Source organism: Spirosoma endophyticum, assembly GCF_900112365.1.
Classification (GTDB): Bacteria; Bacteroidota; Bacteroidia; order Cytophagales; family Spirosomataceae; genus Spirosoma; species Spirosoma endophyticum.
The window spans coordinates 1,080,883-1,104,314 of sequence record NZ_FOLQ01000001.1 but is presented as its reverse complement, the minus strand read 5'-3'; the positions used below and the strand labels follow the sequence as shown (position 1 = coordinate 1,104,314).

The window sequence follows — 23,432 nt, the reverse complement described above, 5'->3', positions numbered from 1 at the left end:
CTGGTGATAATGTGCACAACTTGTGCATTCTCCGTTACCGCCAGCCATCACGCACCATCCCCCAAACTGTCATGGGAAAGAAAATCCTACTCTCCTTTGCAAATGCCCTGCAAAACATTCGTGCCCGATTTTTTCATACCATTTTGTCGATACTGGGTATTGTGATTGGGGTAGCCGCGTTGGTGGCGATGCTGTCGCTGATCGATGGGATGGAGCAATACGCCCGGGAACAAATCACTAAAACGACTTCGCTGAAAGCCATTCTGATACAGGCCAATCTCTACAAATCAGTGAACGACGTAGGGGTGCGGAAACAGGCGTATGCTTATTTGAACTACAATGACTTTCTGAAGATGCGGTCGTCTCTGACGAAACCGGCAACGGGTTATCTCTATGTCCGGCAGACCGATGAAATAACCGTAAAGGCAACCAATCGACCTATTGGCACGATTATTACCGGAACAGGCCTGCCGCTTCATCCAGATATACAACTTTTGTATGGCACAGCCTTTAGTGAAACCGATCTGAAAAACAGACGTCATGTGGCCTTTATCAATCAACGGCTGGCGAAGCAACTGGTGGGCAAGATGCCGGAGAAAACAGCTATCAATCAGCAAATTATTTATAAAGGAAACGTATTGAAAATCATTGGCATTTCGGCCGATAAGGATGCAAAGGTTGGCCAGTTAATGATGCCGGTTACGGTATTGTCCGACAGTGTTATAAAGGCGAATCCACCTATGTGTGTCATTGAGGCCGAGAACGTAGAAGATGTGCCGGTACTTAAAATGCATATCGAAACTTGGTTGAAAGCCAACATGAAAACCAAACTGGCTGATTTTGCCATTATCACCAATGAATAGCGCGTTAGTCAGGTGGCCAAAGGATTCCTGCTGTTCCGCCTGATTATGGGTATGATCGTTGGTATTTCGGTGCTGGTCGGTGGCATTGGTGTTATGAACGTATTGCTCATTTCGGTGACGGAACGTACCGTTGAAATTGGCATTCGCAAAGCCTTGGGTGCCAAAAAACGGGATATTTTATGGCAGTTCCTGTCTGAATCGATCACCATTTCCACCTTCGGTAGTGTGCTTGGTCTGGCGCTGGGCCTACTGAGTACGATGGCGGTCGTGCCGATTGTGAAAGCCCTGACCGACATTCCGTTTCAGATGGCGTATACTTGGAATACATTCAGCATCATTCTGGTCATAGCGATGCTGATAGGCGTCATCTTCGGTACGTATCCGGCCATGCGAGCTGCCCGACTCGACCCTGTGGAAGCGATTCGGCGCGAGTAAGTCATTGACATTGCCAATGATTTACTCGCGCCAAAGAGAATTACTATACGGTTAACTTACCTTCAATCGAATCGTCCAGTGTTTTTCCCAGGATAGCCCCCGCAGCCATCTTGACAAATGCCACTGCATTGCCATGTTTGTTGTCCCAGTAATAACCTTCCTGCGTATCTACTTTTATCACCGTAATACGTGGATCGTCGATCCCTTCGGTAAACCATGTTTTTAGAACCGGTTCCCAAAGTTCTTTGATGAGTTCCTTGTCTGTGGAGATAGTGGCTGACCCGTAAACGCTCAAAAAATCAGAATAGTCCGAGCCCTGGAATAAGAGATGCACCTGGCTATCGGTTTGTATATCCGCATTTTTGTGGCTGTCGCTGGCGCTCAAAAACCAGAAGCTACCATCTTCATCTACTTTCTGCACCGACATGGGTCTCGTTTTCAACGGCTCTCCGGTCGTAATCTTCGTGCAGAAATAGCACGTACTGCTTTTGCCAACCAGCTCTTTAATCTTCTTTCCGGCTTCAGTACCTGCCAGGTCTTTGTGATTTTCTTCGGGTTGTTGTTGATTGATGCTGTCCATAACGGTTGAGGTAATTGAAAATCGTCGTTCAGCTACTAACAAAATGTTAGCCTAATCGTCTTTTAACAAATCACTAAAGGCCCATTTAGTTACTTTACGGTTTATGATCAAGTCTCCGCATGGCCAATTACCCACTATGGCGTGTCATTTTCTGGCTGATTGAATTTGGTTGGAGATAATTTGGCGTACGTTTACACAAGGCTCTTAAGAAAAGTAATGCTTGGGGCAAAGAAATATTCACCCCCTTTCATCGTCACAAACTGATCAAACTGTGCCGGAATAGTAGGTGAAGGAGTAACATATGTTTGAGGGAATTGATAGCTGCGGTCTGATGATCGCTCGGCCGGGGTTGCGGTTACGGCAGACTGCCCAATAATAGGATCAATTCCTGTGCTATCCGCTGGAAAAGCAGCATTGTTTGCCCAATCCCGCTGAATAAATTCAAACTGATTCTCTATACTCGCCTGATAACTCATAAATAGCAATCCTACACCATTTATAGGTGTTTGGGCGGGTATAGGGTCTAGTTCTGTGTCAACATCCCGATGGCCAAAGGGAATGCCACGCCGTGCCATAGTCCTGGATTTGTCAAATGCATCTCGCCTTGGGTTTGCCTTTCGGACGTGGGCAAAATGAGGACAACGGCCTCCACTAGGATCACTGGCGTAATCGAAATTGTTAAAATGAGCACTGTTTGGAATAGAATCCTCGTCATCCAAAAGCACGGGTGAGCCATCCTCAAAACGTCCAACCAGGTAAGCCCCGGCCAGTTCCCGTTTCGATTCATCGCCCAAATTAGGGAACAACTGCTTACCAATTTTTTTCTCCGCTTCTTTAAAGGCCCGTACATTCTGTTCCAGTTTTCTAAAAACGAAATAGCTTCCCAGAGCTGGTTTTTCAGGATTTGGTGCTACGTAAGGATCGGGAATCAGAATGAGATCCGTATCGGCGGATGGATCAAATTTAAGATTGTCGGACGGCGGAGAGAGCTTGACGCCATGAAGCTGCTCATAAGCTTCAATTTCATCTTGGAGAAACAGGGGCTGGCTCGTGCCATCGACATAGCCAAAATGTTCGATTCCTTCCTTCTCTGAATTTCGGATAGCATTTCCATACTCGACTACATTGATACGACTAAACTTATCAACTATGTCGAGTAAACCTTTTGTGAAGATCCCCATTCGGGTCAGATCGTCATCTGCCAGCAAGATCATGGCATGAATCTCGGCCCTGTATCCTTTTTCCCACTCCTGAGGTTCAGGATCATTGGTTTCGGTACGTCGGGCTTTCAGACCGGCTTTAAATCCCTGATCGCTAAATTTTGTGTGTACATCCGTAAAGCCCAGGGCTTCATAGCCGGCAGCTGACAGGAAAAGGGAAGCAAATAAATCACCGACTTTCGTATTATCTTTATTGAAAGCTTCCCGTTCTTCCAACTGCTTTTTGGCACTGGTGATAGTGTCTTCCGAAAAGGATCGTATCCAGTCTTTCGCTGCGGAAAGACAGTCCGCATCGAAGTGTATAAAAATATGCGTTGTGTGATCACGACCATGGCCTTTTATGGTATTACCCTGAAGATTTTTCAAGATACGGTCGGTAGCAAAAAGTTTCGGATTAACTGGTTTCATTGTTTTCCTGTTTTACTGTGGATATGAAAGAATAGACTAAAATTTGAACGTATCTGTGTATACGTCCTACTTAAAACGAATCTGTGTTGCGTTGCTTGATCGGCTATTTTAACGATACAATAAACAGCAATAATCAGGCTGTTAACTAGGGGGAAAATACCCTTCTTTCTGGCCTGATAGAATAAGTCGCAGATTTTAGAAAACAGTATAGGGTCTTGATGTAAGTCAACATTTAAATGAAATCAGAAATTTTATACTTGTAAAGCGCTTTATAGTAAGTTATTATATTGAGATTCGCTTATTTGGCCAATAATTTTTGTGAATCGGCCCGTTCGGCTTTACTTTACGAATTACTTGGTAAGGGTAGTCTAACTGCAGATCAATGGCCATTTTATCGAAAGAAGAATCGAAGAAATTAATTGACAAAGTGCTGGCTTTTTCGAAAGCTGATGAAATGAGTGTCAGCATCAGCGGAGACAAAGGAGGGAACATTCGCTATGCACGCAATTCGGTAAGCACCAGTGGCCAGTCGGCTAATTTGTCGCTGGCTGTTACGTCGATATTTGGTAAGCGTTCGGGTACCACCACGATCAACGTGTTTGATGACCAGTCGCTCGAAAAAACAGTAAGAAGGTCGGAAGAAGTAGCGCGGTTGGCCCCCGAAAATCCTGAGTACGTTCCGCTCTTAGGGCCACAGAACTATCTGGAAACCCAGACGTATAACGAAGCAACGGCATCCATCGATCCTGCTTATCGGGCAAAACTGGCGTTAGATAGTATTGCTATTTGCAAAAAGAATTCGGTCAACTCGGCGGGGTTTCTGGAAAACTCAACCGGTTTTACGGCCATAGGAAACAGTAAAGGCCTTTTCGGACATAATCAATCGACATCCATCGATTTCTCGGTAACAGTCAGAACGAACGATGGTAAAGGTTCGGGATACGTAGTGCGGGATTATAATGATGTTTCCAAACTCAATAGCGGGCCGCTCACGCAGGTAGCTGTTCAAAAAGCGATTGCTTCTGCCAAGGCGCAGGCGCTGGAACCCGGCAAGTATACGGTTATCCTGGAACCCACAGCCGCTCAGGAACTGATTCGCAACATGATGTCGAACATGGACGCGCGCAGCGCCGAGGAAGGACGCAGTTTCCTGGGTAAAAAAGGAGGAGGAACGCGACTAGGTGAGAAACTATTCGACGAACGTATCACCATTTACTCCGATCCCATGAATGCCGAGATTCCAGGAACGCCCTTTGTTTCGGGAGGTGGTCGCCCTGGTTATGGCGATCTGCTGGGTGGGGGCGGTGGAGGTGGCAGTAGCACCGACGGGCGGCCCCAGGAAAAAGTGATGTGGATTGACAAAGGCGTGGTTAAGAATATGTTTTATTCGCGCTTCTGGGCCGAGAAAAAAGGCGTTAAAGCCATCCCGGCTCCCGACGGAATCATTATCGAGGGCGGCAACGAATCAATGGCTGACCTCATCAAAAGCACTCGAAACGGCATTCTGGTTACCCGGTTCTGGTACATCCGGGATGTTGACCGGCAAACACTGCTGTATACCGGCCTAACGCGGGATGGTACGTTCTACATCGAAAATGGTCAGATCAAGTTTCCTGTCAAAAACTTTCGCTTCAATGAAAGTCCGATCGTTATGCTCAATAACATAGAAGCGATGGGCAAAGCGGTCCGAACAAATGGCAGCCTGATCCCCCCGATGAAAATTCGTGATTTCACCTTTAGCAGCTTATCTGATGCAGTTTAAACGTCGCTAGTCAACAGCTTTATAACAATTTACTAACGACTCTTGACTGACGACCAGCGACTTTCAGATTATTGACAAAACCATGAATCGTCGAGATTTTATTCAACTTACCAGCGCGGGAGCTGGTGCATTGCTGTTGCCCGGTATGGCTGCCGGTGGGAGAGTCATTGCTGCCGAAGCGCTTCTGGACCCTGGTCTTGATCTGGCCGTCAAAAAACGGTTGGCAGATGCTGGTCTGAATGCCGCAAAAGCGAAAGGTGCTACGTATGCCGATGTTCGGATTGGCCGCTACCTCAACCAATTCGTGACAACGCGTGAAGACAAGGTGCAGAGCATTGTTAACCTGGAATCGTTTGGCGTTGGCGTTCGGGTGCTCGTGAACGGTTGCTGGGGATTTGCGTCCCTGGGCGACGCCAGCACAGAAGCACAGGTGGCTGAAACGGCCGAAATTGCGGTGCAGGTTGCCAGGGCCAACATTGCCTTACTGGACGAACCGGTACAACTGGCTCCGCAGAAAGGGTTTGGGGATGTAAGCTACAAAACCCCCTTCACGAAAAATCTGTTCGAGATTCCGATCAAGGAAAAAGTCGATCTGTTGCTGTCGGTGAATGGGGCTGCCATGACCAATGGCGCCAACTTTGTCAACTCGGTGCTGTTCATGGTCAACGAGCAGAAATACTTTGCCTCAACTGACGGTTCGTATATCGATCAGGATATTCATCGCATCTGGCCTACGTTTACCGTAACCGGAATTGACCGCGCGACGGGCCAGTTTCAGACCCGAAACTCACTAGGAACGGCTAAAGCAATGGGCTACGAATACCTGCAAACCACACCCCCTGATCGCATTACGGGTCGACCCACGACGTTGTTCAATAACTACTACGACATGATGGACGATGCTACGTTAGCCGCCCGACAGGTCAAGGAAAAAGTGAAGGCGAAATCAGTAGAAGCGGGGAAGTACGATCTGGTGCTGGACCCGTCTCACCTTCGACTGACGATTCACGAATCGGTGGGACATGCAACGGAGCTGGATCGCGTATTGGGCTACGAAGCCAATCTGGCCGGTACGTCCTTCGCCACTATGGATAAATGGAAATCAAAAACCTTCAAGTACGGCAGTCCGCAGGTCAATGTGTTTGCCGACAAAGTGCAGCCCGGTTCGATGGGTGCTGTTGGCTGGGATGACGAAGGCGTAAAAACCAAAAAATGGGATCTTATTAAGGACGGTATTCTGGTTAATTATCAGGCCATTCGCGATCAGGTGCACATGCTGGGCGAAACCGAATCGCACGGTTGTTGCTATGCCGATAGCTGGAACGCCGTTCAATTTCAGCGTATGGCCAACGTATCACTGGCTCCTGGCACTCAGCCATTGTCGGTGGATGAATTGATTAAGGACGTTAAAAAAGGAATTTACATCATTGGTTACGGATCGTATTCGATTGACCAACAGCGGTACAACTTTCAGTTTGGCGGTCAGTTGTTTTACGAAATCAAAGATGGCCAGATTACTGGTATGCTCAAAGATGTGGCTTACCAATCGAACACGCAGGAGTTCTGGAATTCGTGCGTGAAGGTGAGCGATCAACGCGATTACCGAGTTGAAGGATCGTTTTTCGATGGAAAAGGACAACCTCCGCAACTAAGCTGCGTGTCGCATGGGAGTGCCACGGCTCGCTTCAACGGTGTCAACGTGATCAATACGGCCCGCAAAGTATAGCGGGACGATTTCTCCCCTTATTCGTCCTTCTATGGCTGAATGGGCTCGCCTAAGGCCCGAACACGTATCAATCCGGCTGCTCTGGTTTTTGAACTCAATCGGTCCTGCATGTTTGGTAAAGACTATAGACACAGCTACATGATTGTGGCTGATTGAGTAAGAGTTGCCCACAAAACTCAAAGCGGTGACATGGATCATACCATTCACTAGGGCGACCTGGAAACCTTCCGGTACTTCGCACTCAACGGCGACTAACGTATTGGGGACGCTTCACTAGTAAGGCAGCATCGGCCGTCCGACCTAACGGACTAAAATCAACTCAAACTAATTGCAAATTCACGTTATTTACAGCCGTACAGTTTATTCGACTCAATTTTTCTGTAATACTACCGCGAAATTCCTACTCCTGTAAAATCCATGAAAATCAGTTTGAGTCGCTACGTATTTATCCTGCTGTTTATCGTAGGAACAGTAATTCAGGCTGTAGCCCAAACACCGGGCGACGCCTTCGTGAATGGTGATCTGTTACCAAATGCTCCCGATCTGGCAGCTCGGGGAACGTATGGCGTAGGGGTGCGGACGATGAAACTGGTGCACCCGGCGCAGGTGGATGTTTTGCACACGAAAGACGGTAAGCACCCCCTGTATGACCGCCCGTTGACCGTTGAAATCTGGTATCCGGCTCGCAGTGCGGCCAACAAATCAGCTACCGTTACGTATGAATCCGTACTTGGCCGGGCCAATGATCCAAAACGGCCACTCGTTCCTTTCACGTTTACAGGGCGGGCCGGTCGTGATGCCGAACCAGATCCTGGCGGAGGAGCGTATCCGCTGGTTATCGTTTCGCACGGTTACCTTGGTTCTCGACTTCTGCTGACCTACCTGACCGAGAATCTGGCCTCGAAAGGCTACGTTGTTGTCGCTATCGACCATACCGAATCGACCTACAGTGATGCGGCCGGATTCCCCAGTACGTTGCTGAATCGCTCCCTCGATGACCTGTTTGTACTAAACGAAATGGCCCGGCTGGGTGCTAAAACCAGCAATACCTTCCTGGCCGGATTGCTGGATGCCGACAACACAGCCCTGATTGGCTATTCGATGGGTGGCTACGGAGCGCTTAACGTAGTAGGGGCGGGTTACAGCCCCCAGGCGATGAAACTGTTTGCGCAAGTCGCCGGGGGGAGCACGGCCTTAGCTGTTCGCGCCATGGACTCGCCAGCGTACAAATCCTCGCTGGACCCCCGAATTAAGGCGGTGGTTGCCTTTGCTCCGTGGGGTATGGAACGAGGTGTCTGGGATGCTACCGGATTGGCAGGATTGACTTTGCCAACGCTGTTTGTGGCGGGAAGCAAAGACGACGTATCGGGCTACGAAAAAGGTATAAAAGCCATTTATGATGGGGCCGTCAACGCCGATCGGTATCTGCTGACTTACGTCAACGCCCGGCACAACGTGGCGCCCAATCCGCCCCCGATGGCGTCGCTTCTACCCGGCGTGTCGGCCGATGAATACATGCACTATGCTGAACCCGCCTGGAATGAACACCGGATCAATAATATCAACCAGCATTTCGTAACGGCGTTCTTAGGTATTCACCTGAAGAAGCTCGATTATGCGAAGTACCTGGATCTCCCCGAAACTGACGCTGCCGGACCCTGGACCGGCTTCAAACCCCGCATGTCAGTCGGGCTGGAAATGCGCCATGCGAAACCTTAGAAGCTGTCTGAAACCCCTAAATCCCCTAAAGGGGACTTTGTTCGAGAGGGAGAAAAGTCCCCTTCAGGGGATTCAGGGGTTTCAGACCAAGTAAGAAATATTTTAGCCTCCCCGTGGCAGCCGGTGCGAATCAGCCAAGGGAATGGCCTTCAATACCTCCGGTCAACGTACCACAGTTACGCGCAGGAACGTAGCGTCTATGGACGTGGTATGCTGATCGGGGCTTTTGTTCTGACTCGTAAATAAAGCTTCCAATTCGTGCTGTAGCTCCAGCGCCCTGCCATTCTTTTCCGCAGCCTCGAAGGCATTCATGGTAGGGCCGTAATAGTTTTTGAACATATTGACGAATTCGGATGGGGGATACGGTGCGTTGAAGGTAAATACATCGTTGACAAACGTTATGTTTTCTTTGGCCACACCGGCTTTCTCAAATCGTTCGATAACATGGCTCTCGACACCCCATAGCATTGGACTAATGAAACCTTCTGGCGGTGGCGGTGTATAGGTCGAACTGATCTTTAAAATTTGCGCGACCAGCGTTGGATCGCCCGGTATCCAGTTACCCATGACGATTCGTCCACCGGGACGGGTAACACGGACCATTTCCCTGGCTACATCAAATGGCTTTGGAGCGAACATGGCCCCAAATATACTGACAACCAGATCAAAACGCTTGTCCTCTAAGTCCTGCAAATCGGTCGCATCACCTTCCTGAAAATTACAGTTTGTAAGCCCTTCCGCTTTGGCCCGACGATTGCCCGCTTCAACGAGATTTCTGGCAATATCAACCCCTAAAACGGTAGCGCCAAGTTTAGCTTCAGGTATGGCCGTAGTGCCATCACCACAACCGAGGTCTAGTACGTTCATGCCTTTGGTGATGCCTAGTTGGGCAACCAATGCTGCACCGCTTTCCCGCATGGTTTCGGCAATTTTGGTGAAGTCCCCTTTCTCCCACAATGCTTTGTTCGGATTCATCTTCGTTCATTTTTAGGATTTAGTAGTCTATCAGAGAGATCCTTAGACTAAAGAATGAACAAGAGTCAGATTTTTTCCAGGGAATTCACTCTTTTATTGAGTGAATGGCACAGTTGGGTTAGTGTACGGATCAGTTGCTCCGGGAAGCACTGTTTATCAGAAAGTTAGCTGGAAATAAAGATTCGGGGTCAGCATCAGCGCTAACAGGCTGAAACTAACCCCGAATGGATGAACGTTGGAAGTTACTACGTGTCTAGCGCGTAATTTTCAATAAAGAACCACTGGTAGCATTTGGGCCAAGCACGGTTACGTAGTACGTATTGGCGCTGGTTTGTTTCAGGTCGGTTGGCAGGTCCAGCTTATCGACTAATACCGAGTTGCCGTTGCCTGCTACCTGAATTAATCTACCCGTGTTATGGCTAAATCCTCCGGCAAATACGCCATGCTGTAGCAGTAGTAATCCCAGATTGGTCTCCAGATTAATATCCACTATACTGGTAAAACCACTTTTAACGACGGTAGCACTCCCTGCCGCATCCACCTGGTAAATGACAGACGATGTCTCTGCGAATGGGAAACCAACAAGCGTACTGACCAGGAATTTCTGTCCATCATAAACAATTCCGGTTGGTACGCTCTCGCTAAACGGAATAGGAGGCACTGTTCCTGCCGGATTGGCAACGGGCGGCAGGATCGAAAAGACGCTCCACACACCCGCTTTTGTTCGGCGAATGATAGCGTTGGCACCGGCATCGGTGAAGAAGAGATCGCCATCAGGCCCAATGGCCATATTGTATAGGTGCGTGTCTTCTGTATCCAGACCAGTAGGAAATTTATAGTCAAGTATCCACTGTTTTTTATCCTCGACAGGAAGGCTTTGGGCCGAGATAGTGGGATCACCGACTTTATAATTAGCGACATTGACTTTGTAGAATTTGCTGTGTGATCCAAGGATATAAAGCCACCCATCGGCAAAGAGCAGGTGATTTAATCCATTCGGCTCACCCTGAAATATTTCCGAATCGAAGCCGGTAATAACAGGATGCACCACGCCATCGGGCGTAACTATCGAAACCCGGCCGTCGTTTTGTCCGGTTCCGCCCTCCGTTACCCAGATACGTCCGCTGGGGTCTGTATCAACGCCAATTGGACTCAGTAAACCCGTTGCAAAGGGTGTTGTCGTGAATGCACTAGGGGCAACAACCTGGTGATCCTGGCAACCTGTTACTAAAAATACGGCCAACAGGCAGAGAGAAAGAGTAATTTTGTGCAGCATGATAAAAGGGATATGAGTGATTAAAAAAAGGATTAACCAGGTGTACTAAATCAGAAGTAATGTGCTCAACTGGTTTACGGCCAGCAAGGTAGCATAGGCAAATTGAAGGGTTAACAAGTATTTAGCAAGCGGCAGGTCTTTCGATCGTAGAACAGGAATTACGTAGTAAACGGAAATGTGCGAGGGGTGGCAACTCAGTTGCCACCCCTCGCACATTTCCGTTAATCAGCTTCCTAAACTTAAATTTCTGGTGAGCGGTGTATTCGTTTCAGTAAATAGGGAAGTGGTATGGATACCGGTTAGTTGCGCTGGCCTGAGTGATTGGAAACAACGTAGTAACCAGGGTAATAACCGCTACCTGATTAGAACAGAATGATACATTTCCATATCTTTAATCACTTCACTCGTGCCTTTTACAACGGCCCTGAGCGGATCTTCGGCGATATGAACGGGTAGTTTAGTTTTTAACGCCAACCGCTTATCCAGCCCATGCAGAAGCGCTCCGCCCCCGGTCAGATGAATACCGTTGGTATAAATGTCAGCCGATAATTCGGGAGGAGCCATTTCCAGCGCTTTCATGGTTGCCTCCTCAATTTTTGACACTGATTTTTCCAGCGCGTAGGCAATTTCGCTGTAGGTTACTTTGATTTCTTTGGGAATGCCCGTCATCAAATCGCGTCCGCGCACTTCATAATCCGACGGGGGATTCGTCAGCTCCGTCAGCGCTGACCCCACGACCAGCTTAATTTGCTCGGCAGACCGTTCGCCAATGAACAGGTTATGTTCGCGACGAATGTAATCCACAATATCGCGGGTGAAAACGTCGCCCGCCGTTCGGATGGACTGCTCACAGACAATACCCGACAACGCAATCACGGCAATCTCGGTGGTGCCGCCCCCAATATCGACGATCATCGTTCCGTTAGGTTGTGTAATATCAATGCCGATGCCAATAGCGGCTGCGATCGGTTCATACACCATGTACACCTCTTTCGCCCCCGCGTGCTCACAGGAATCCTTAACGGCTCGCTTCTCCACCTCCGTGATGCCCGAAGGAATGGAGACAACCATTCGATGCGAGGGGGAGAATAACTTACTGCCGGTTTCAAGCATTTTTATCAGGCCCCGAATCATCAGCTCGGCGGCCGTAAAATCGGCAATAACGCCATCTCTCAGAGGACGAATGGTCTTAATATTCTCATTGGTTTTCTCATGCATGAGCATGGCTTTATGGCCAATAGCCAGCACCTTACCGCTGATTCTATCCATGGCGATAATCGACGGCTCATCCACCACAATCTGGTTCTTATGAATAATCAGCGTATTCGCTGTGCCTAAATCAATGGCAATGTCACTTGTAAGGAAATTAAATAAATTCATATACCTGTAACGCGTAAGGCGTGACAGCAGATACAGTTTTTTGGACCTTAAAATAAGAATAAACACATTATATAGCTTGACCGCTACGTTACTTGTCATTCCGTCCCGCTACGTTTTTGACCGACGAATTCGGTCGGGCCCGTGTTGTCGTGTTGATAAACAGCAGGCCGTCGAACCGTTGACCGACGGTTACGGGATAGAAAAAATTCTCCTCAGCACGGGGTGTATAAACCGATCCAATACTGCGCATGGGCGAGGGCGTTGTGAGCCAGGCGTTGAGGTCAGCGTTTTTTTGTGTTTGTCGGAAGTCAACGATAAATTTTTTTAGGCCGGTTTGGGTTAAACACCAGTCAACAGACCTTTCGGGTGCTGGTCGCGCTGTAAAGGACACGAGCATTCGTTTTGTCGAATCTGCCGGTTGCGCTTCCCGTGCCTGAAAGGAACCCTGATTAAAGCTAAAGCCGAGCGCGTAGTACGCATTTCCATAATATTGACGCAAATAAGCGCCCATAGGCATAAAAAGGCCATTGTTGTCCGTGGCCACATGGCCATTATGCGCCCACAAAAAAAAGCGTGTGCCCGCTGGTTCGCGGTCTACCAGGCGTCTGAAATTATCGGCCATGTACACGTCACGTATGGCGATACCCGCTGGCGCCTGGCGACTGTATGAGTCGATATATTGTGTCAATACACGGGCATATTCCCGCATCTGTTCGTATTCGACCTGGCTGGATTTTGCGATTAAGTTCGGTCCATTCAGTTCAAGAAATACGAATAAATCGTTGTAGTTGATTTGCAGTTCCTTGAGCGTTTTCTGCATATTCTCCTGCTGAATGGACGTACTAAGTGCTGAATTCAACGAGTCAAGATTCGTTCTGAAAAAGCTGGCCGTTGTGTCGACCCGCTCTGGGGCAACCCGCTTGAGATAGTCCAGTAACTTGTCTTTGCCGGGTTGATTGAACTGAATATCGAAGCCAACAAATTTGACCCGTTTATCGGCCGGAGCGTCGGCGTTGTAACGTCGTGCCCAATCCAGCATCGTCCGTACTTCTTCGGTATTCCAGGTCCAGAAACCCTGACTGTCGAGGGCTTGGGCGCCGTCGTCCATTATGCCCATCACGTAGTCATTGATCAGTTGCAGGGCAGCATAACTGCCTTCGAGGGCAAACACGCGAAAGCCCAGTTCGCGCACCAGAAATTCGAGCAGTCGATGTTTGACCTGAAAGAACTCGCGGGTGCCGTGCGTTGCCTCACCCAAACCGACAAATCGCACATCCTGAAACGTTTTTTTGAGCGGTTGCAAATCCGTAAAATCAGTGCCGGCTTCAACGGTTTTTAGCGGAATGGCGTTGGTTTTCAGCCAACCAATCACGGCTTTCTGCTTGCGGAGCGTTTCGGCAACCCTGGTAGCATATGCTTGTGCAGAAAGCAATTCATTGATTCTGATTTCATAACGGCCGGGTTTTGCCTCTTTTTCGAACGAACGAACGTCGATGCGGTATAAGCCCGTATTTTTTGCTTCGAGCGCAATGGGTTCGTCGCCCTGATTCCCATTGGGCGAGTCGATCTCAGCAACTTTTGCTCCATCTGGCTCGAAAATACGTACCAGTACGTCGATGCCCTGTTGGTTGATGGTCGCATCCAGGAATTGCCCTTTGCTAAGCTTAACGGTATAGGTATGTGTTTGGTCGGCTTTCAGATCACGTCCAATGGGTTTGCCGGGTTCCAGTGATGTTGCTTCTGCCGAAGCGGAAACTTGCTGAGCGATAGCCATACCGTCGACAAACAACAGGGCCAGGAGAAGAAGCGATTTAATCATAATAGAAGATGGATCATGGACTAAAACGTACCCGCACCAACACAGGCTTGCTGTGTCGAAACCACTAAGTTATTCATGGGCGTAGGATTCAGAAAAAGCCGATCGAATCAGCCTTCAATAAGGGCGGCTTCTGAACCAGTAACCGGTTTTTTGTACTAACGGATTGGGTACAACCGACATACTATAAAACGTAGAGGACATAGTTGGTAGCTGCCAACGACTCTGACCACCCAGAAACTGAGCCGCCATCAGCCACGCGGCAGCCAGTAGCGCCAGGCTGGCAGCTATCACAAAAACCGTTAAGGCGATAGAAAGGACAATGGTTGACAAGCGTTGCATGATTTTATAGAAGAAAGGTGTGGATAGATAAAAAGCTTTCATTTAGCAAACTATTTCACTGAGCTTAATTCAAAGGGAATGACGACATTATACTTGACATTAACGGGTCTTCCTGCCTGTTTGCCGGGTATCCAGCTTGGCATGCTTTGTACCAGACGCACGGCTTCTTCATTCATGCCGTAACCATAGCCTCTTAAAACAGTTACGTCCTGAAGGCGACCATTATACATTACGAGAAACGAAACGAACACTCTCCCCTCAACTTTGTTCTTTATCGCGTCTGCGGGGTATCGTAAATTTTGATGTATATAGTCACTAAACCTGTCCATTCCACCGGGGAAACTCGGGGGCGTTTCAACGACTGTAAAAATTTCTTCGTGGGGCTCAGCATGCTCACTCGGCTGAACGGATTTGATCAGTGAACTCCCCTGACTACAGGCAGTCATCGTGCCGATGAACAGTGAAGCTATCAAAAGCAACATGGATTTGCGTACTGTTTGAAATGTCATCATGGTATTTTGGTCGTTAAGGTGAAAAAGGATGTAGTGCTTCAGTACCAATTTCGAGGGCAGAAGCCTGAGTAAAGCTTTAGTCGGATTATCACTTGATCAGGTAAGCAACGGCCCGAAAAAAATCTTTTCCCTACTCACCGTTGCACCTGTAGCGATGAAAAGGCAGTGAATAAAGTAGAAACCCAATGACTGATTCCTTATGAGCGTATCAACAGCGTAACTTAGCGTTCATTAGATATCAGACCAAAAGGGGAGCACATTCCCTCAATCCATTAATCCCTGTTTACTTCAGCATGATACGTACAACCGCATTTTTGATTTTAGTCGTGATCGCTACGTCGGTCGGTCAGGCGCAACCCTTTGGCAAACTCGTCAAGAAAACGCCCGGCATTGTTTCCTATACCCTGCGCGATAGTTTTGGTAAAGACGTTCCTGGTACGCTGGATAAGATTAAAGCCTGGGGCATTACAGACATCGAATTTTCGAGCCTGTTTGGGAAAACGGCCACTGAACTACGGGCCCTGCTTGACCAGCGCGGGCTGCATGCCAGTAGCTATGGGGTGAGCTATGACGCGATTGATCAAAAGCCGGATTCAATCCTGAACAATGCCAAAATCCTGGGCGTGAAATACATACGTATCGGTTCAATTCCGCACAAAAGCGCAGCAACGCTGGAGATGATGAAGCAGGCCGCTGACGTGTTCAACCGCTTCGGAAAACAGGCGCACGATAAAGGGTTTATGTTCTGCTACCACAACCACGGATTTGAGTTTCAGCCCTACGAGGGCGGTACGTTATTCGATTACCTGGTGAAACAAACCAACCCCGACTACGTGGGCTACGAGATGGACGTTACCTGGACCTATTTGCCAGGCCAGGACCCGGCGGCACTACTGACAAAATATCCGAAACGCTTCCGGCTCATCCATTTGAAAGACGTAGCGAAAGATGTAGAACACAGCGATAAAGGAGGAATGCCGAATGAGAAATCCGTTGTTTTGGGAACGGGGCAAATCGACTGGCCTGCGGTGCTCAGAGCAGCCAATAAAGCATCCATCGATCACTTTTATATTGAAGATGAAAGCAAGGCTGCAGAAGAGCAGGTACCTAAAAGTATGGCCTATTTAAAGAGCCTGTAGACTTTTCAAACGGGTTAAATAAGGGTTAGCGATGGATTGATTCAATCTATCGCTAACCCTTATTTAATACCAACCTTTTACATGAAATTAGGATCGTGTTCGTTACGTAATAGCGTATCCTTATATCCGTTATACGACAGAAGGTGCAACGAAACGACTATGAAAACGACCATTACTGCCGGTTTACTATCAATGCTGGTTATTGGGCTAACCGTTATTGCCTGCGAAACTTCCGACGAGAATCCCGTAATTGTGACAAAGAGTGGCCAGATGCGAATCGCTTTCGATAACGTAGTGGGCTCATCGGACCTGAAACTGAATAGTAGTACGTATCAAAACGCGGCTGGTGAATCGTTCACCGTCACAAAGTTCAACTATTTCGTCAGTAACATTCGGCTTCGGAAAGACGATGGTACCGACTACGTAGTGCCACAGGATAGCAGCTATTTTCTGGTTCAGGAGGCTAGCCCCACTTCCCAGACGATTTCATTGAATAATATACCGATCGGCAAGTATACGGGCCTTACGTTTACGATTGGCGTAGACAGTCTGCGCAGCCTGGCCGACATCAGCAAGCGAACGGGAGTGCTCGATCCTGGTCTTAATGATGGCATGTACTGGGATTGGAACTCAGGCTATATTTTCATGAAGCTGGAGGGTATATCGACATTGGCCCCGGCTACCCAGAATAATACGTTCTTTTATCACGTCGGTGGTTTTGGTGGGGGCTATGATGGCAAAAAAACGATCAATAACCTGCGTACGGTCACGCTGCCTTTTGGGAACGACGTTGCCAGCGTTCAAACGGGTGTTACGCCAATCGTCCGGCTCACGACCGATGCCCTGAGGGTTTTCAATGGCTCAACGCAGCTGAGTATTGCCCAGCATTCGTCGGTAATGTTTGAAACCTATTCAACGAACATCGCGAATAACTACGCGCAAATGATAAGCTACAAGGGGATTCAGGCCAATTTATGATACGGCTCAATACGATATTGCTACAACGTATTGGCTTGGCAGCCAGTGTGGTTTTGTTTGGGGTGGCGGTTTCGTGTCAATCCAGCAACGGCACTGAGCCAACGCCTGATCCTGGTACATCGGGTGGGGGCGGAGTGGTGTATCAAACAACGCCTTATCCGTTTAAGAAGCCTGCCAATTTTCCGGATATGGTGTATGATTTAACTCAGAATCCACTGACGGTTGAAGGGGTAGCGTTAGGAAAGACGTTGTTCTATGATGCGCAACTTTCCCGCGACAGTACCATTAGCTGTGGGTTTTGTCATCAGCAGTTTGCGGGGTTTGGTCATTCCGACCATCCGTTGAGTCATGGTATCGATGGTAAGTTCGGACCGCGTAACGTACCGGGTCTGCAAAATCTGGGCTGGAGCCGTGAGTTTTTCTGGGATGGGGGCGTTACCAGTTTAGACGAGTTGCCTATTTCACCGATCAGGAATCCGGTCGAGATGGATCTAGCCTTCGCTACGGCGCTAAGTCGGGTTCAGAAAAGCCCTAAATATCCGTCGCTATTCAAAGCTGCTTTCGGTTCGGACACCGTGACGACAGCGCGTTTTCTGAAAGCCATTTCGCAGTTTGTGCTGACCCTGGTGTCGGCGGATTCGCGTTACGATAAATACGTCAGGAAAGAAGCGGGTGGTGATTTAAGTTCCGATGAACTGGCCGGCCTTGCGCTGTTTCAGCAGAAGTGCTCGACTTGCCACGCTACCGATTTATTTACCGATCGGAGTTACCGCAACAATGGCCTGCCAGTCAGTGCCATAAATGATCAGGGTCGCTCCGTGATCACGCTGAACGAAGCCGACCGGCTGAAGTTTCGGGTGCCAAGTCTGCGAAATGTTGAAAAAACCTTTCCGTACATGCATGATGGGCGATTCACTACGTTAGATCAGGTGCTTACTCACTATAGAACTGGCGTTAAGGACAGCCCTTCGCTCGATCCTGCCCTGAAGGTAAATGGCACTCTCGGCATCGCACTGACGGACACGGAAAAGAAACAGGTAATCGCTTTTCTGCTAACCCTTACCGACAATACGTTCATCAACAACCGGACGTTCAGCGCCAACTAGGACCGGGATTTTTTTAATTTTACTGACTGACTATGATTTCAGTTGTAAGCCTTTTGGGAAAGTAAAAATCACAGTCGGTCAGTAAAATCAAAGAAATCCCAGTTCAGTGCGTGTGACTTACCCGATGTTGCCGGATGTTGAATAAATGAGTGATGACCAGCCCGGCCGATGCGGCATAGGCCAGGTATTCAAAAGCAGGATCTGTATCTTCGAGAAGAAGCGCAATGGTGAATAAGCCTAGGAAACCCCAAAGACTGCGCTTGATAATAGGAGGAGCGTAATGCCGCGTGGCAAAATAAACGGCAATGATGTTTACCCCGATAAAGACATAATCCAGACTCAAATAGCCCATTCGAAGCCTAGTATCCTGCATGAGCGAGGTCGTTAGCAACAACACAGGCGTTATAAGGCAATGAATAATGCACAGCACTGAGCCGGTAATGCCGATGTAATCAGCTTTGCGGGAAAGAATACCTGTTTTCATGGATGACTGCAAAAATACGGGGCTTTCGCTAAACGTACTTCTCCGAAACCCACTTTTTTGCAACAAAGTTGCGAATTAGTTAGGTAAAAGCCCTGCACGGGCTGGGGTGTCCTACAGGATTAGCTCAATACACTTTACTCAGAACGGAATAGCCCATCAATTTGCCATTCTTGTTGTACGTTTCCGATTTTATGTCAAAAATCTGATTGTCAGTTCGGTAGCTGACAACACGCATGCTGTTACGGATGGGGATTCCCATAACTTTATTTTCGAAACTCATGTCCGATGAAATTTTATAGGCATCGAACGTACCAGCCGGCGTTGTGATCGGGTCTTTGCTTTCTACCTGTCGGTTGGCCATGACCATATTCATGTTCATCATGGTGTTGCCATTGCTGGTCATTTCGGCTTCCATCTGGCCGTCACTCAGTTTCTGACCCACGCTGAGTTTTCCGGGATAAACCAGCTTATTCGATTTGAGTTTCATCTCCATATCTTTCGGGCCATTGGATTGCATGGCCTGCATCATCCCCGACATGTCGGCCACGAGTTCGGTACCAGTACAAGTGTAATGGATGGAGTAAGGTGTGCGTTGTTTGCCTTTTTCATCTTCAAACTGCGCCGTGATGTCCATCACAGTAGCGCCCCCTTCTTTATGAACATCCTTAACAAGGTAGATGACCTTACCGGCAGGCTTGTCTTTGGCGTTGAAGTGACTCAGTTCGAACCCCATACCCGCTTTAAACGTCATGCCCATACAATCCTGAGCCCGTCCAGCCGTTACGGCCGTTAGCGTCAGTAACAGCGAAAAAACAAGCGTCTTCATCATCAAACGTCTTTAGATTTATAGAATACCAAAGGTATATGACCCTATAAACAAATCTCTAAATCCTTGAGTAAACGGCGAAAGATGATGGACGATATGCTTTCGTAGCAACAAATATTTTATGTAGTATACATCCTATATCTCTCTACGCCCATATCATACTGACGACGCCGAGGAGCATAATAAGCTTGCATAGGCTACTGAGATACCCAAAATCCCGTCGGGTGTCGGCCAGCACAAGTTGATAGGTAAGCCACGCGAGGGGGAGAAGTAAAAGCAGAAAAATAAAGTTAAGCCGTACGTTATGAAGGGCGCTGGCAATGAGAAATATGCTGATGAGAAACGCGCCAATTAATACGTAGAGCAGGTATTTTGTTCGGCGCAGGCCCCACACAATGGGCAGTGTTCGGCAACCAAATCGGGCATCGCCCCGGATATCCTGCATGTCTTTAATGATCTCGCGAATGAGCGTAATGCCAAACGAAAACAGGGCATAAATGAGCAACATGCCGACATTATGGCGGTAATAAATAGCCAGTGTAATCAGCGAAAAGGCGGTCAGTAACGAAACGATAAGGTTGCCGATCAGGGGTTGTCGCTTGAACTGCGCCGAGTAGAACCACAACAGCGACACCGAAATAACATCAACCAGGAAAATCCATTTGCTCAGGTAAAGTCCAATCAGACAACCCACTATGTTTAGTATCTGGTGCACGCCCATAGCCACCCGTCGCTTGAGATAACGACCAATAACGACGCGCTTCGGCTTATTGACCAGGTCGATCTTGACATCGAAGTAGTCATTGATAATATAGCCTGCCGCGGCAATGCAAGCCGTTGAAATCGAGAGAAGCCAGATGGTAGGATCGGTAATAAGCTGCGCGCGACCGCCCTCTTCGCCGGGTCCAACTAAAAACACGCGGGCCATGAACTGCGTCAGCACCACAATCAGTAGATTCTGTACCCGAATGAGCCGCAGAAAACCGAATGTGAAGGCTGAGAAAGGAACTGACTGACGCGCAACCATGACCGTTTTTTTGTCAAAAATAAGGATTTTACAGGAAAGAAGGGGGAGATGTAGGACGAAAGGAAAAAAGAGATGACAGCGATAGGGCTACCGTTTTTGGCCCACTTCCCCAGCTCCTTAAATCACTTTAATCCTTTTCTCCCGTGTTCAGGGATTCTTTTTGTTCCCGTTTGTTGTTGAGAGACAAAATCGTTCTCTCACGCATGAAAATTGGTATTGTGTGTTACCCGACCTTCGGGGGCAGTGGTGTTGTCGCTACTGAACTGGGTAAGGGATTGGCCAAAAATGGTCATCAAGTTCATTTCATTACGTATCAGCAACCACCCCGGCTCGATTTTTTCAACGAAAACGTCTTTTATCACGAAGTAAATATACCAACGTATCCGCTCTTTCAATATGCGCCCTACGAGTCGGCACTCGCCAGCGCGATGGTCAATGTTGTTCTGAATCAAAACGTTGATTTATTGCATGTTCACTATGCCATTCCTCATGCATCGGCGGCTTATATGGCCAAAATGATTCTGCGCTCGCAGGGACGTACCATACCCGTTGTGACAACCCTGCACGGCACCGATATTACGCTGGTTGGTAAAGATGAATCCTATGAACCGGTCGTGACATTTAGTATTAACGAGTCTGATGGTGTAACGTCCGTGTCGGAGAATTTGCGGCAGGATACGTATAAACACTTCAACGTTCACCGCGAAATCGAAGTCATTCCTAACTTTATTGACCTGAGTCGTTTTCGACGCCAGCAGAAAGAGCACTTCAAGAAAGCTATCTGCCCGAACGGCGAAAAACTGATCGTACATACGTCGAACTTCCGGCGGGTGAAGCGGATCGACGATGCCGTCATGATGTTCTATCACGTTCAGCAGCAAACCCCTGCCAAACTCCTGCTTGTGGGCGACGGTCCCGAACGGGCCCGTATCGAGCGGTTGGTACGTGATCTGGGTATTTATGATCAGGTGCGTTTCCTGGGGAAATTAGATGCCGTTGAAGAGGTTCTTTCTGTCGCGGACCTGTTTGTGATGCCATCCGAAAACGAGAGTTTTGGACTGGCAGCTCTCGAAGCGCTGGCCTGCGAGGTGCCGCTCATTACGTCGAATGCCGGGGGCTTACCTGAACTGAACATCCAGGGGGTGACGGGCTTTTTAAGTCCCGTTGGCGATGTGGCCGATATGGTCAAAAACGCACTCTATATTTTAGACGATGAGCACCTGCCGACCTTTAAAGAAAACGCGCTGGCAAGGGCCAAAGAATTCGAGTTATCGCGTATCTTGCCGCTTTACGAAGCTCATTATGAGCGTGTATTGCAGGCATCGCTCCCTTTGGTAAGTTAAAAGGCTGATGTATTCGGTTCATGGAATAGACGTATAGGGTGGTTTGGCGAATAAATAACCTGATCGTTAGCCCAGCATAAACTATAAACTGAATACCGTAAGCTGAATACCATAAATCGAAAATAATGAATCCAAACATACCACAAACAGACCGTAAGCGCGTCGTTATTGTTGGCGCAGGTTTTGGTGGACTGAAGCTGGCTCGCAAGCTATCGAGCCGAAAAGAATTTCAGGTCGTGTTATTGAATCGCCAGAACTACCACGAGTTTCAACCACTTTATTATCAGGTTGCTACGGCTGGTCTGGAGGCTAATTCAATCTTGTTTCCACTGCGGTCGGTATTTGGTAACTGTAAGAATGTGCACATACGCGTCACGAACGTAACGGGTGTGCGTCCAGCCGAGAAGACCGTTGACACCGAATTAGGGCCTGTGACCTATGATTATCTGGTGATAGCCACCGGCGCCGATACGAACTTCTTCAATCAGCAGAATATCATCGAGAAAGCACTTCCGATGAAATCGGTGGCGGAGGCTATTTCGTTGCGTAACCGAATGTTGCAAAATTTCGAAGACGCCTTAAGTGTCGAAACGCTGGATGAAAAGGAAGGCCTGATGGACGTGGTGGTAGTAGGCGGGGGGCCAACGGGCGTTGAACTCTGCGGAACCCTGGCCGAAATGCGCAAAACGGTACTCCCCAAAGATTATCCGGAACTGGATTTCAAGATGATGGATATCTACCTCATCGAATCGGGTGGAGAACTGTTAGGGCCCATGTCGGTACAATCGCAGGAGCATTCATTAGCTTATCTACAAAAGCTAGGGGTGAATGTTCGTTTAAATACACGAGTAAAGGATTTTGACGGACGCATTGTAACCATGAACGATGGCACGACGCTACGTACCAATAACCTCATTTGGGCGGCAGGTGTCAAGGCCAATCCGTTGGCGGGGTTGCCTCCGGAGGTGATCGGCCGTGGTGGGCGCGTGCTGGTTAATCGGTACAATCAGGTCCAGGGTTTTACGGATATATTCGCCATTGGCGACGTAGCGCTGATGACTGAAGAGAAATGGCCCAATGGTCATCCCCAGATTGCGCAGGGGGCCATTCAACAGGGAGGGCATCTGGCTAAGAACCTATTGCACTGGCTCCATAATGAACAGCCCAAAGAATTTACGTATCGTGACCTGGGCACCATGGCGACTATTGGAAAAGGATTAGCTGTGGTTGATTTGCCTTTTTTGAAATTTCAGGGATTTTTTGCGTGGCTAACTTGGTTATTTGTCCATCTAATGTCGATTGTCGGTGTAAAAAACAGGCTGACTATTTTTCTGAACTGGATGGCTAACTATTTGACTTACAGTAACTCATTGCGTTTGATTATCAAGCCAAAACTACCTAAAGGGGATATGGTAGCTATGCAGGAGAAACTCTCCGATCAACTGGAGGTTAGTAAGACATAACCAAGATAGTAAACTTAATTTACTATCTTAAATCGCATTAAAAACCCGTTTT

General features: G+C 48.2%; 21 protein-coding genes. 10 read left to right on the top strand and 11 right to left on the bottom strand.

Annotation, left to right across the window (positions count from 1 at the left end; genetic code table 11):
• Positions 1-71: 71 nt before the first annotated feature.
• Both BM202_RS38105 and BM202_RS38100 read left to right on the top strand, forming a co-directional pair.
• Positions 72-863: an ABC transporter permease gene (locus BM202_RS38105; protein ID WP_245776516.1), complete on the top strand. Its 792-nt coding sequence runs from the start codon at positions 72-74 to the stop codon at positions 861-863.
• A gap of 12 nt (positions 864-875) precedes the next feature.
• Positions 876-1,298, top strand: coding sequence for an ABC transporter permease (locus tag BM202_RS38100; RefSeq protein ID WP_245776515.1), 423 nt, complete (start codon positions 876-878; stop codon positions 1,296-1,298).
• Between the two features lie 43 nt (positions 1,299-1,341).
• Here BM202_RS38100 and BM202_RS04360 read toward each other — a convergent pair whose 3' ends face one another.
• Entirely contained in the window at positions 1,342-1,878 is a 537-nt protein-coding gene (locus BM202_RS04360) for a pyridoxamine 5'-phosphate oxidase family protein (protein WP_093823276.1), read from the bottom strand.
• A gap of 191 nt (positions 1,879-2,069) precedes the next feature.
• Entirely contained in the window at positions 2,070-3,506 is a 1,437-nt protein-coding gene (locus tag BM202_RS04355; protein WP_093823275.1) for a Dyp-type peroxidase, read from the bottom strand.
• A gap of 382 nt (positions 3,507-3,888) precedes the next feature.
• Between BM202_RS04355 and BM202_RS04350 the strand changes: the two genes are divergently transcribed.
• From BM202_RS04350 to BM202_RS04340, 3 genes are all read left to right on the top strand, one after another.
• Positions 3,889-5,268, top strand: a complete 1,380-nt coding sequence (locus tag BM202_RS04350; RefSeq protein ID WP_093823273.1) for a TldD/PmbA family protein — start codon at positions 3,889-3,891, stop codon at positions 5,266-5,268.
• Positions 5,269-5,350: 82 nt separating this feature from the next.
• Positions 5,351-6,994, top strand: coding sequence for a TldD/PmbA family protein (locus tag BM202_RS04345; RefSeq protein ID WP_093823272.1), 1,644 nt, complete (start codon positions 5,351-5,353; stop codon positions 6,992-6,994).
• A gap of 417 nt (positions 6,995-7,411) precedes the next feature.
• Positions 7,412-8,713: an alpha/beta hydrolase family protein gene (locus BM202_RS04340; protein ID WP_093823271.1), complete on the top strand. Its 1,302-nt coding sequence runs from the start codon at positions 7,412-7,414 to the stop codon at positions 8,711-8,713.
• 162 nt (positions 8,714-8,875) lie between these two features.
• Here BM202_RS04340 and BM202_RS04335 read toward each other — a convergent pair whose 3' ends face one another.
• The 6 genes from BM202_RS04335 to BM202_RS04310 all read right to left on the bottom strand — a co-directional run bounded on the left by BM202_RS04335 (position 8,876) and on the right by BM202_RS04310 (position 15,014).
• Complete coding sequence (locus BM202_RS04335) at positions 8,876-9,688, bottom strand: class I SAM-dependent methyltransferase (RefSeq protein WP_093823269.1); 813 nt, start codon at positions 9,686-9,688, stop codon at positions 8,876-8,878.
• A 253-nt stretch (positions 9,689-9,941) separates the two neighbouring features.
• Positions 9,942-10,964 carry a ScyD/ScyE family protein gene (locus BM202_RS04330; RefSeq protein ID WP_245776514.1) on the bottom strand — a complete coding sequence of 341 codons (1,023 nt, stop codon included), beginning with the start codon at positions 10,962-10,964 and terminating at the stop codon, positions 9,942-9,944.
• A gap of 354 nt (positions 10,965-11,318) precedes the next feature.
• Positions 11,319-12,344: a rod shape-determining protein gene (locus BM202_RS04325; protein ID WP_093823667.1), complete on the bottom strand. Its 1,026-nt coding sequence runs from the start codon at positions 12,342-12,344 to the stop codon at positions 11,319-11,321.
• Between the two features lie 88 nt (positions 12,345-12,432).
• Complete coding sequence (locus tag BM202_RS04320) at positions 12,433-14,163, bottom strand: erythromycin esterase family protein (protein WP_093823265.1); 1,731 nt, start codon at positions 14,161-14,163, stop codon at positions 12,433-12,435.
• Between the two features lie 114 nt (positions 14,164-14,277).
• The gene (locus BM202_RS04315; protein WP_177236499.1) at positions 14,278-14,502 is read right to left on the bottom strand and encodes a hypothetical protein; all 225 of its coding nucleotides are present in this window, start codon (positions 14,500-14,502) and stop codon (positions 14,278-14,280) included.
• A 50-nt stretch (positions 14,503-14,552) separates the two neighbouring features.
• Positions 14,553-15,014 (bottom strand): energy transducer TonB, encoded by a 462-nt coding sequence (locus BM202_RS04310; protein ID WP_093823261.1) that lies wholly within the window; start codon positions 15,012-15,014, stop codon positions 14,553-14,555.
• Between the two features lie 293 nt (positions 15,015-15,307).
• Between BM202_RS04310 and BM202_RS04305 the strand changes: the two genes are divergently transcribed.
• From BM202_RS04305 to BM202_RS04295, 3 genes are all read left to right on the top strand, one after another.
• A complete protein-coding gene (locus BM202_RS04305; RefSeq protein WP_093823260.1) occupies positions 15,308-16,153 on the top strand; it encodes a sugar phosphate isomerase/epimerase family protein in 846 nt (281 codons plus the stop codon).
• Between the two features lie 159 nt (positions 16,154-16,312).
• Positions 16,313-17,131 carry an MbnP family protein gene (locus BM202_RS04300; RefSeq protein WP_093823258.1) on the top strand — a complete coding sequence of 273 codons (819 nt, stop codon included), beginning with the start codon at positions 16,313-16,315 and terminating at the stop codon, positions 17,129-17,131.
• Complete coding sequence (locus tag BM202_RS04295) at positions 17,128-18,237, top strand: cytochrome-c peroxidase (protein WP_093823256.1); 1,110 nt, start codon at positions 17,128-17,130, stop codon at positions 18,235-18,237. The genes BM202_RS04300 and BM202_RS04295 overlap by 4 nt, the downstream gene beginning before the upstream one ends.
• Positions 18,238-18,340: 103 nt before the next feature.
• Here BM202_RS04295 and BM202_RS04290 read toward each other — a convergent pair whose 3' ends face one another.
• The 3 genes from BM202_RS04290 to BM202_RS04280 form a co-directional block, all read right to left on the bottom strand.
• Positions 18,341-18,721, bottom strand: coding sequence for a MerC domain-containing protein (locus tag BM202_RS04290; RefSeq protein WP_093823254.1), 381 nt, complete (start codon positions 18,719-18,721; stop codon positions 18,341-18,343).
• A gap of 124 nt (positions 18,722-18,845) precedes the next feature.
• Positions 18,846-19,547 carry a TapB family protein gene (locus BM202_RS04285; protein WP_093823664.1) on the bottom strand — a complete coding sequence of 234 codons (702 nt, stop codon included), beginning with the start codon at positions 19,545-19,547 and terminating at the stop codon, positions 18,846-18,848.
• Positions 19,548-19,692: 145 nt separating this feature from the next.
• Entirely contained in the window at positions 19,693-20,574 is an 882-nt protein-coding gene (locus BM202_RS04280; RefSeq protein ID WP_093823252.1) for a geranylgeranylglycerol-phosphate geranylgeranyltransferase, read from the bottom strand.
• Between the two features lie 203 nt (positions 20,575-20,777).
• Between BM202_RS04280 and bshA the strand changes: the two genes are divergently transcribed.
• Together bshA and BM202_RS04270 are read left to right on the top strand one after the other, a co-directional pair.
• Positions 20,778-21,917, top strand: a complete 1,140-nt coding sequence (gene bshA, locus BM202_RS04275) for an N-acetyl-alpha-D-glucosaminyl L-malate synthase BshA (RefSeq protein WP_093823250.1) — start codon at positions 20,778-20,780, stop codon at positions 21,915-21,917.
• Positions 21,918-22,042: 125 nt separating this feature from the next.
• Positions 22,043-23,380 carry an NAD(P)/FAD-dependent oxidoreductase gene (locus BM202_RS04270; RefSeq protein WP_093823248.1) on the top strand — a complete coding sequence of 446 codons (1,338 nt, stop codon included), beginning with the start codon at positions 22,043-22,045 and terminating at the stop codon, positions 23,378-23,380.
• Positions 23,381-23,432 lie beyond the last annotated feature (52 nt).

Bases quoted from the DNA above. Each gene is read 5' to 3' on its own strand.
- BM202_RS38105 (WP_245776516.1), top strand. From the start codon at position 72: ATGGGAAAGAAAATCCTACTCTCCTTTGCAAATGCCCTGCAAAACATT.
- BM202_RS04360 (WP_093823276.1), bottom strand. From the start codon at position 1,878: ATGGACAGCATCAATCAACAACAACCCGAAGAAAATCACAAAGACCTG.
- BM202_RS04355 (WP_093823275.1), bottom strand. From the start codon at position 3,506: ATGAAACCAGTTAATCCGAAACTTTTTGCTACCGACCGTATCTTGAAA.
- BM202_RS04350 (WP_093823273.1), top strand. From the start codon at position 3,889: ATGGCCATTTTATCGAAAGAAGAATCGAAGAAATTAATTGACAAAGTG.
- BM202_RS04345 (WP_093823272.1), top strand. From the start codon at position 5,351: ATGAATCGTCGAGATTTTATTCAACTTACCAGCGCGGGAGCTGGTGCA.
- BM202_RS04340 (WP_093823271.1), top strand. From the start codon at position 7,412: ATGAAAATCAGTTTGAGTCGCTACGTATTTATCCTGCTGTTTATCGTA.
- BM202_RS04335 (WP_093823269.1), bottom strand. From the start codon at position 9,688: ATGAATCCGAACAAAGCATTGTGGGAGAAAGGGGACTTCACCAAAATT.
- BM202_RS04330 (WP_245776514.1), bottom strand. From the start codon at position 10,964: ATGCTGCACAAAATTACTCTTTCTCTCTGCCTGTTGGCCGTATTTTTA.
- BM202_RS04325 (WP_093823667.1), bottom strand. From the start codon at position 12,344: ATGAATTTATTTAATTTCCTTACAAGTGACATTGCCATTGATTTAGGC.
- BM202_RS04320 (WP_093823265.1), bottom strand. From the start codon at position 14,163: ATGATTAAATCGCTTCTTCTCCTGGCCCTGTTGTTTGTCGACGGTATG.
- BM202_RS04315 (WP_177236499.1), bottom strand. From the start codon at position 14,502: ATGCAACGCTTGTCAACCATTGTCCTTTCTATCGCCTTAACGGTTTTT.
- BM202_RS04310 (WP_093823261.1), bottom strand. From the start codon at position 15,014: ATGATGACATTTCAAACAGTACGCAAATCCATGTTGCTTTTGATAGCT.
- BM202_RS04305 (WP_093823260.1), top strand. From the start codon at position 15,308: ATGATACGTACAACCGCATTTTTGATTTTAGTCGTGATCGCTACGTCG.
- BM202_RS04300 (WP_093823258.1), top strand. From the start codon at position 16,313: ATGAAAACGACCATTACTGCCGGTTTACTATCAATGCTGGTTATTGGG.
- BM202_RS04295 (WP_093823256.1), top strand. From the start codon at position 17,128: ATGATACGGCTCAATACGATATTGCTACAACGTATTGGCTTGGCAGCC.
- BM202_RS04290 (WP_093823254.1), bottom strand. From the start codon at position 18,721: ATGAAAACAGGTATTCTTTCCCGCAAAGCTGATTACATCGGCATTACC.
- BM202_RS04285 (WP_093823664.1), bottom strand. From the start codon at position 19,547: ATGAAGACGCTTGTTTTTTCGCTGTTACTGACGCTAACGGCCGTAACG.
- BM202_RS04280 (WP_093823252.1), bottom strand. From the start codon at position 20,574: ATGGTTGCGCGTCAGTCAGTTCCTTTCTCAGCCTTCACATTCGGTTTT.
- bshA (WP_093823250.1), top strand. From the start codon at position 20,778: ATGAAAATTGGTATTGTGTGTTACCCGACCTTCGGGGGCAGTGGTGTT.
- BM202_RS04270 (WP_093823248.1), top strand. From the start codon at position 22,043: ATGAATCCAAACATACCACAAACAGACCGTAAGCGCGTCGTTATTGTT.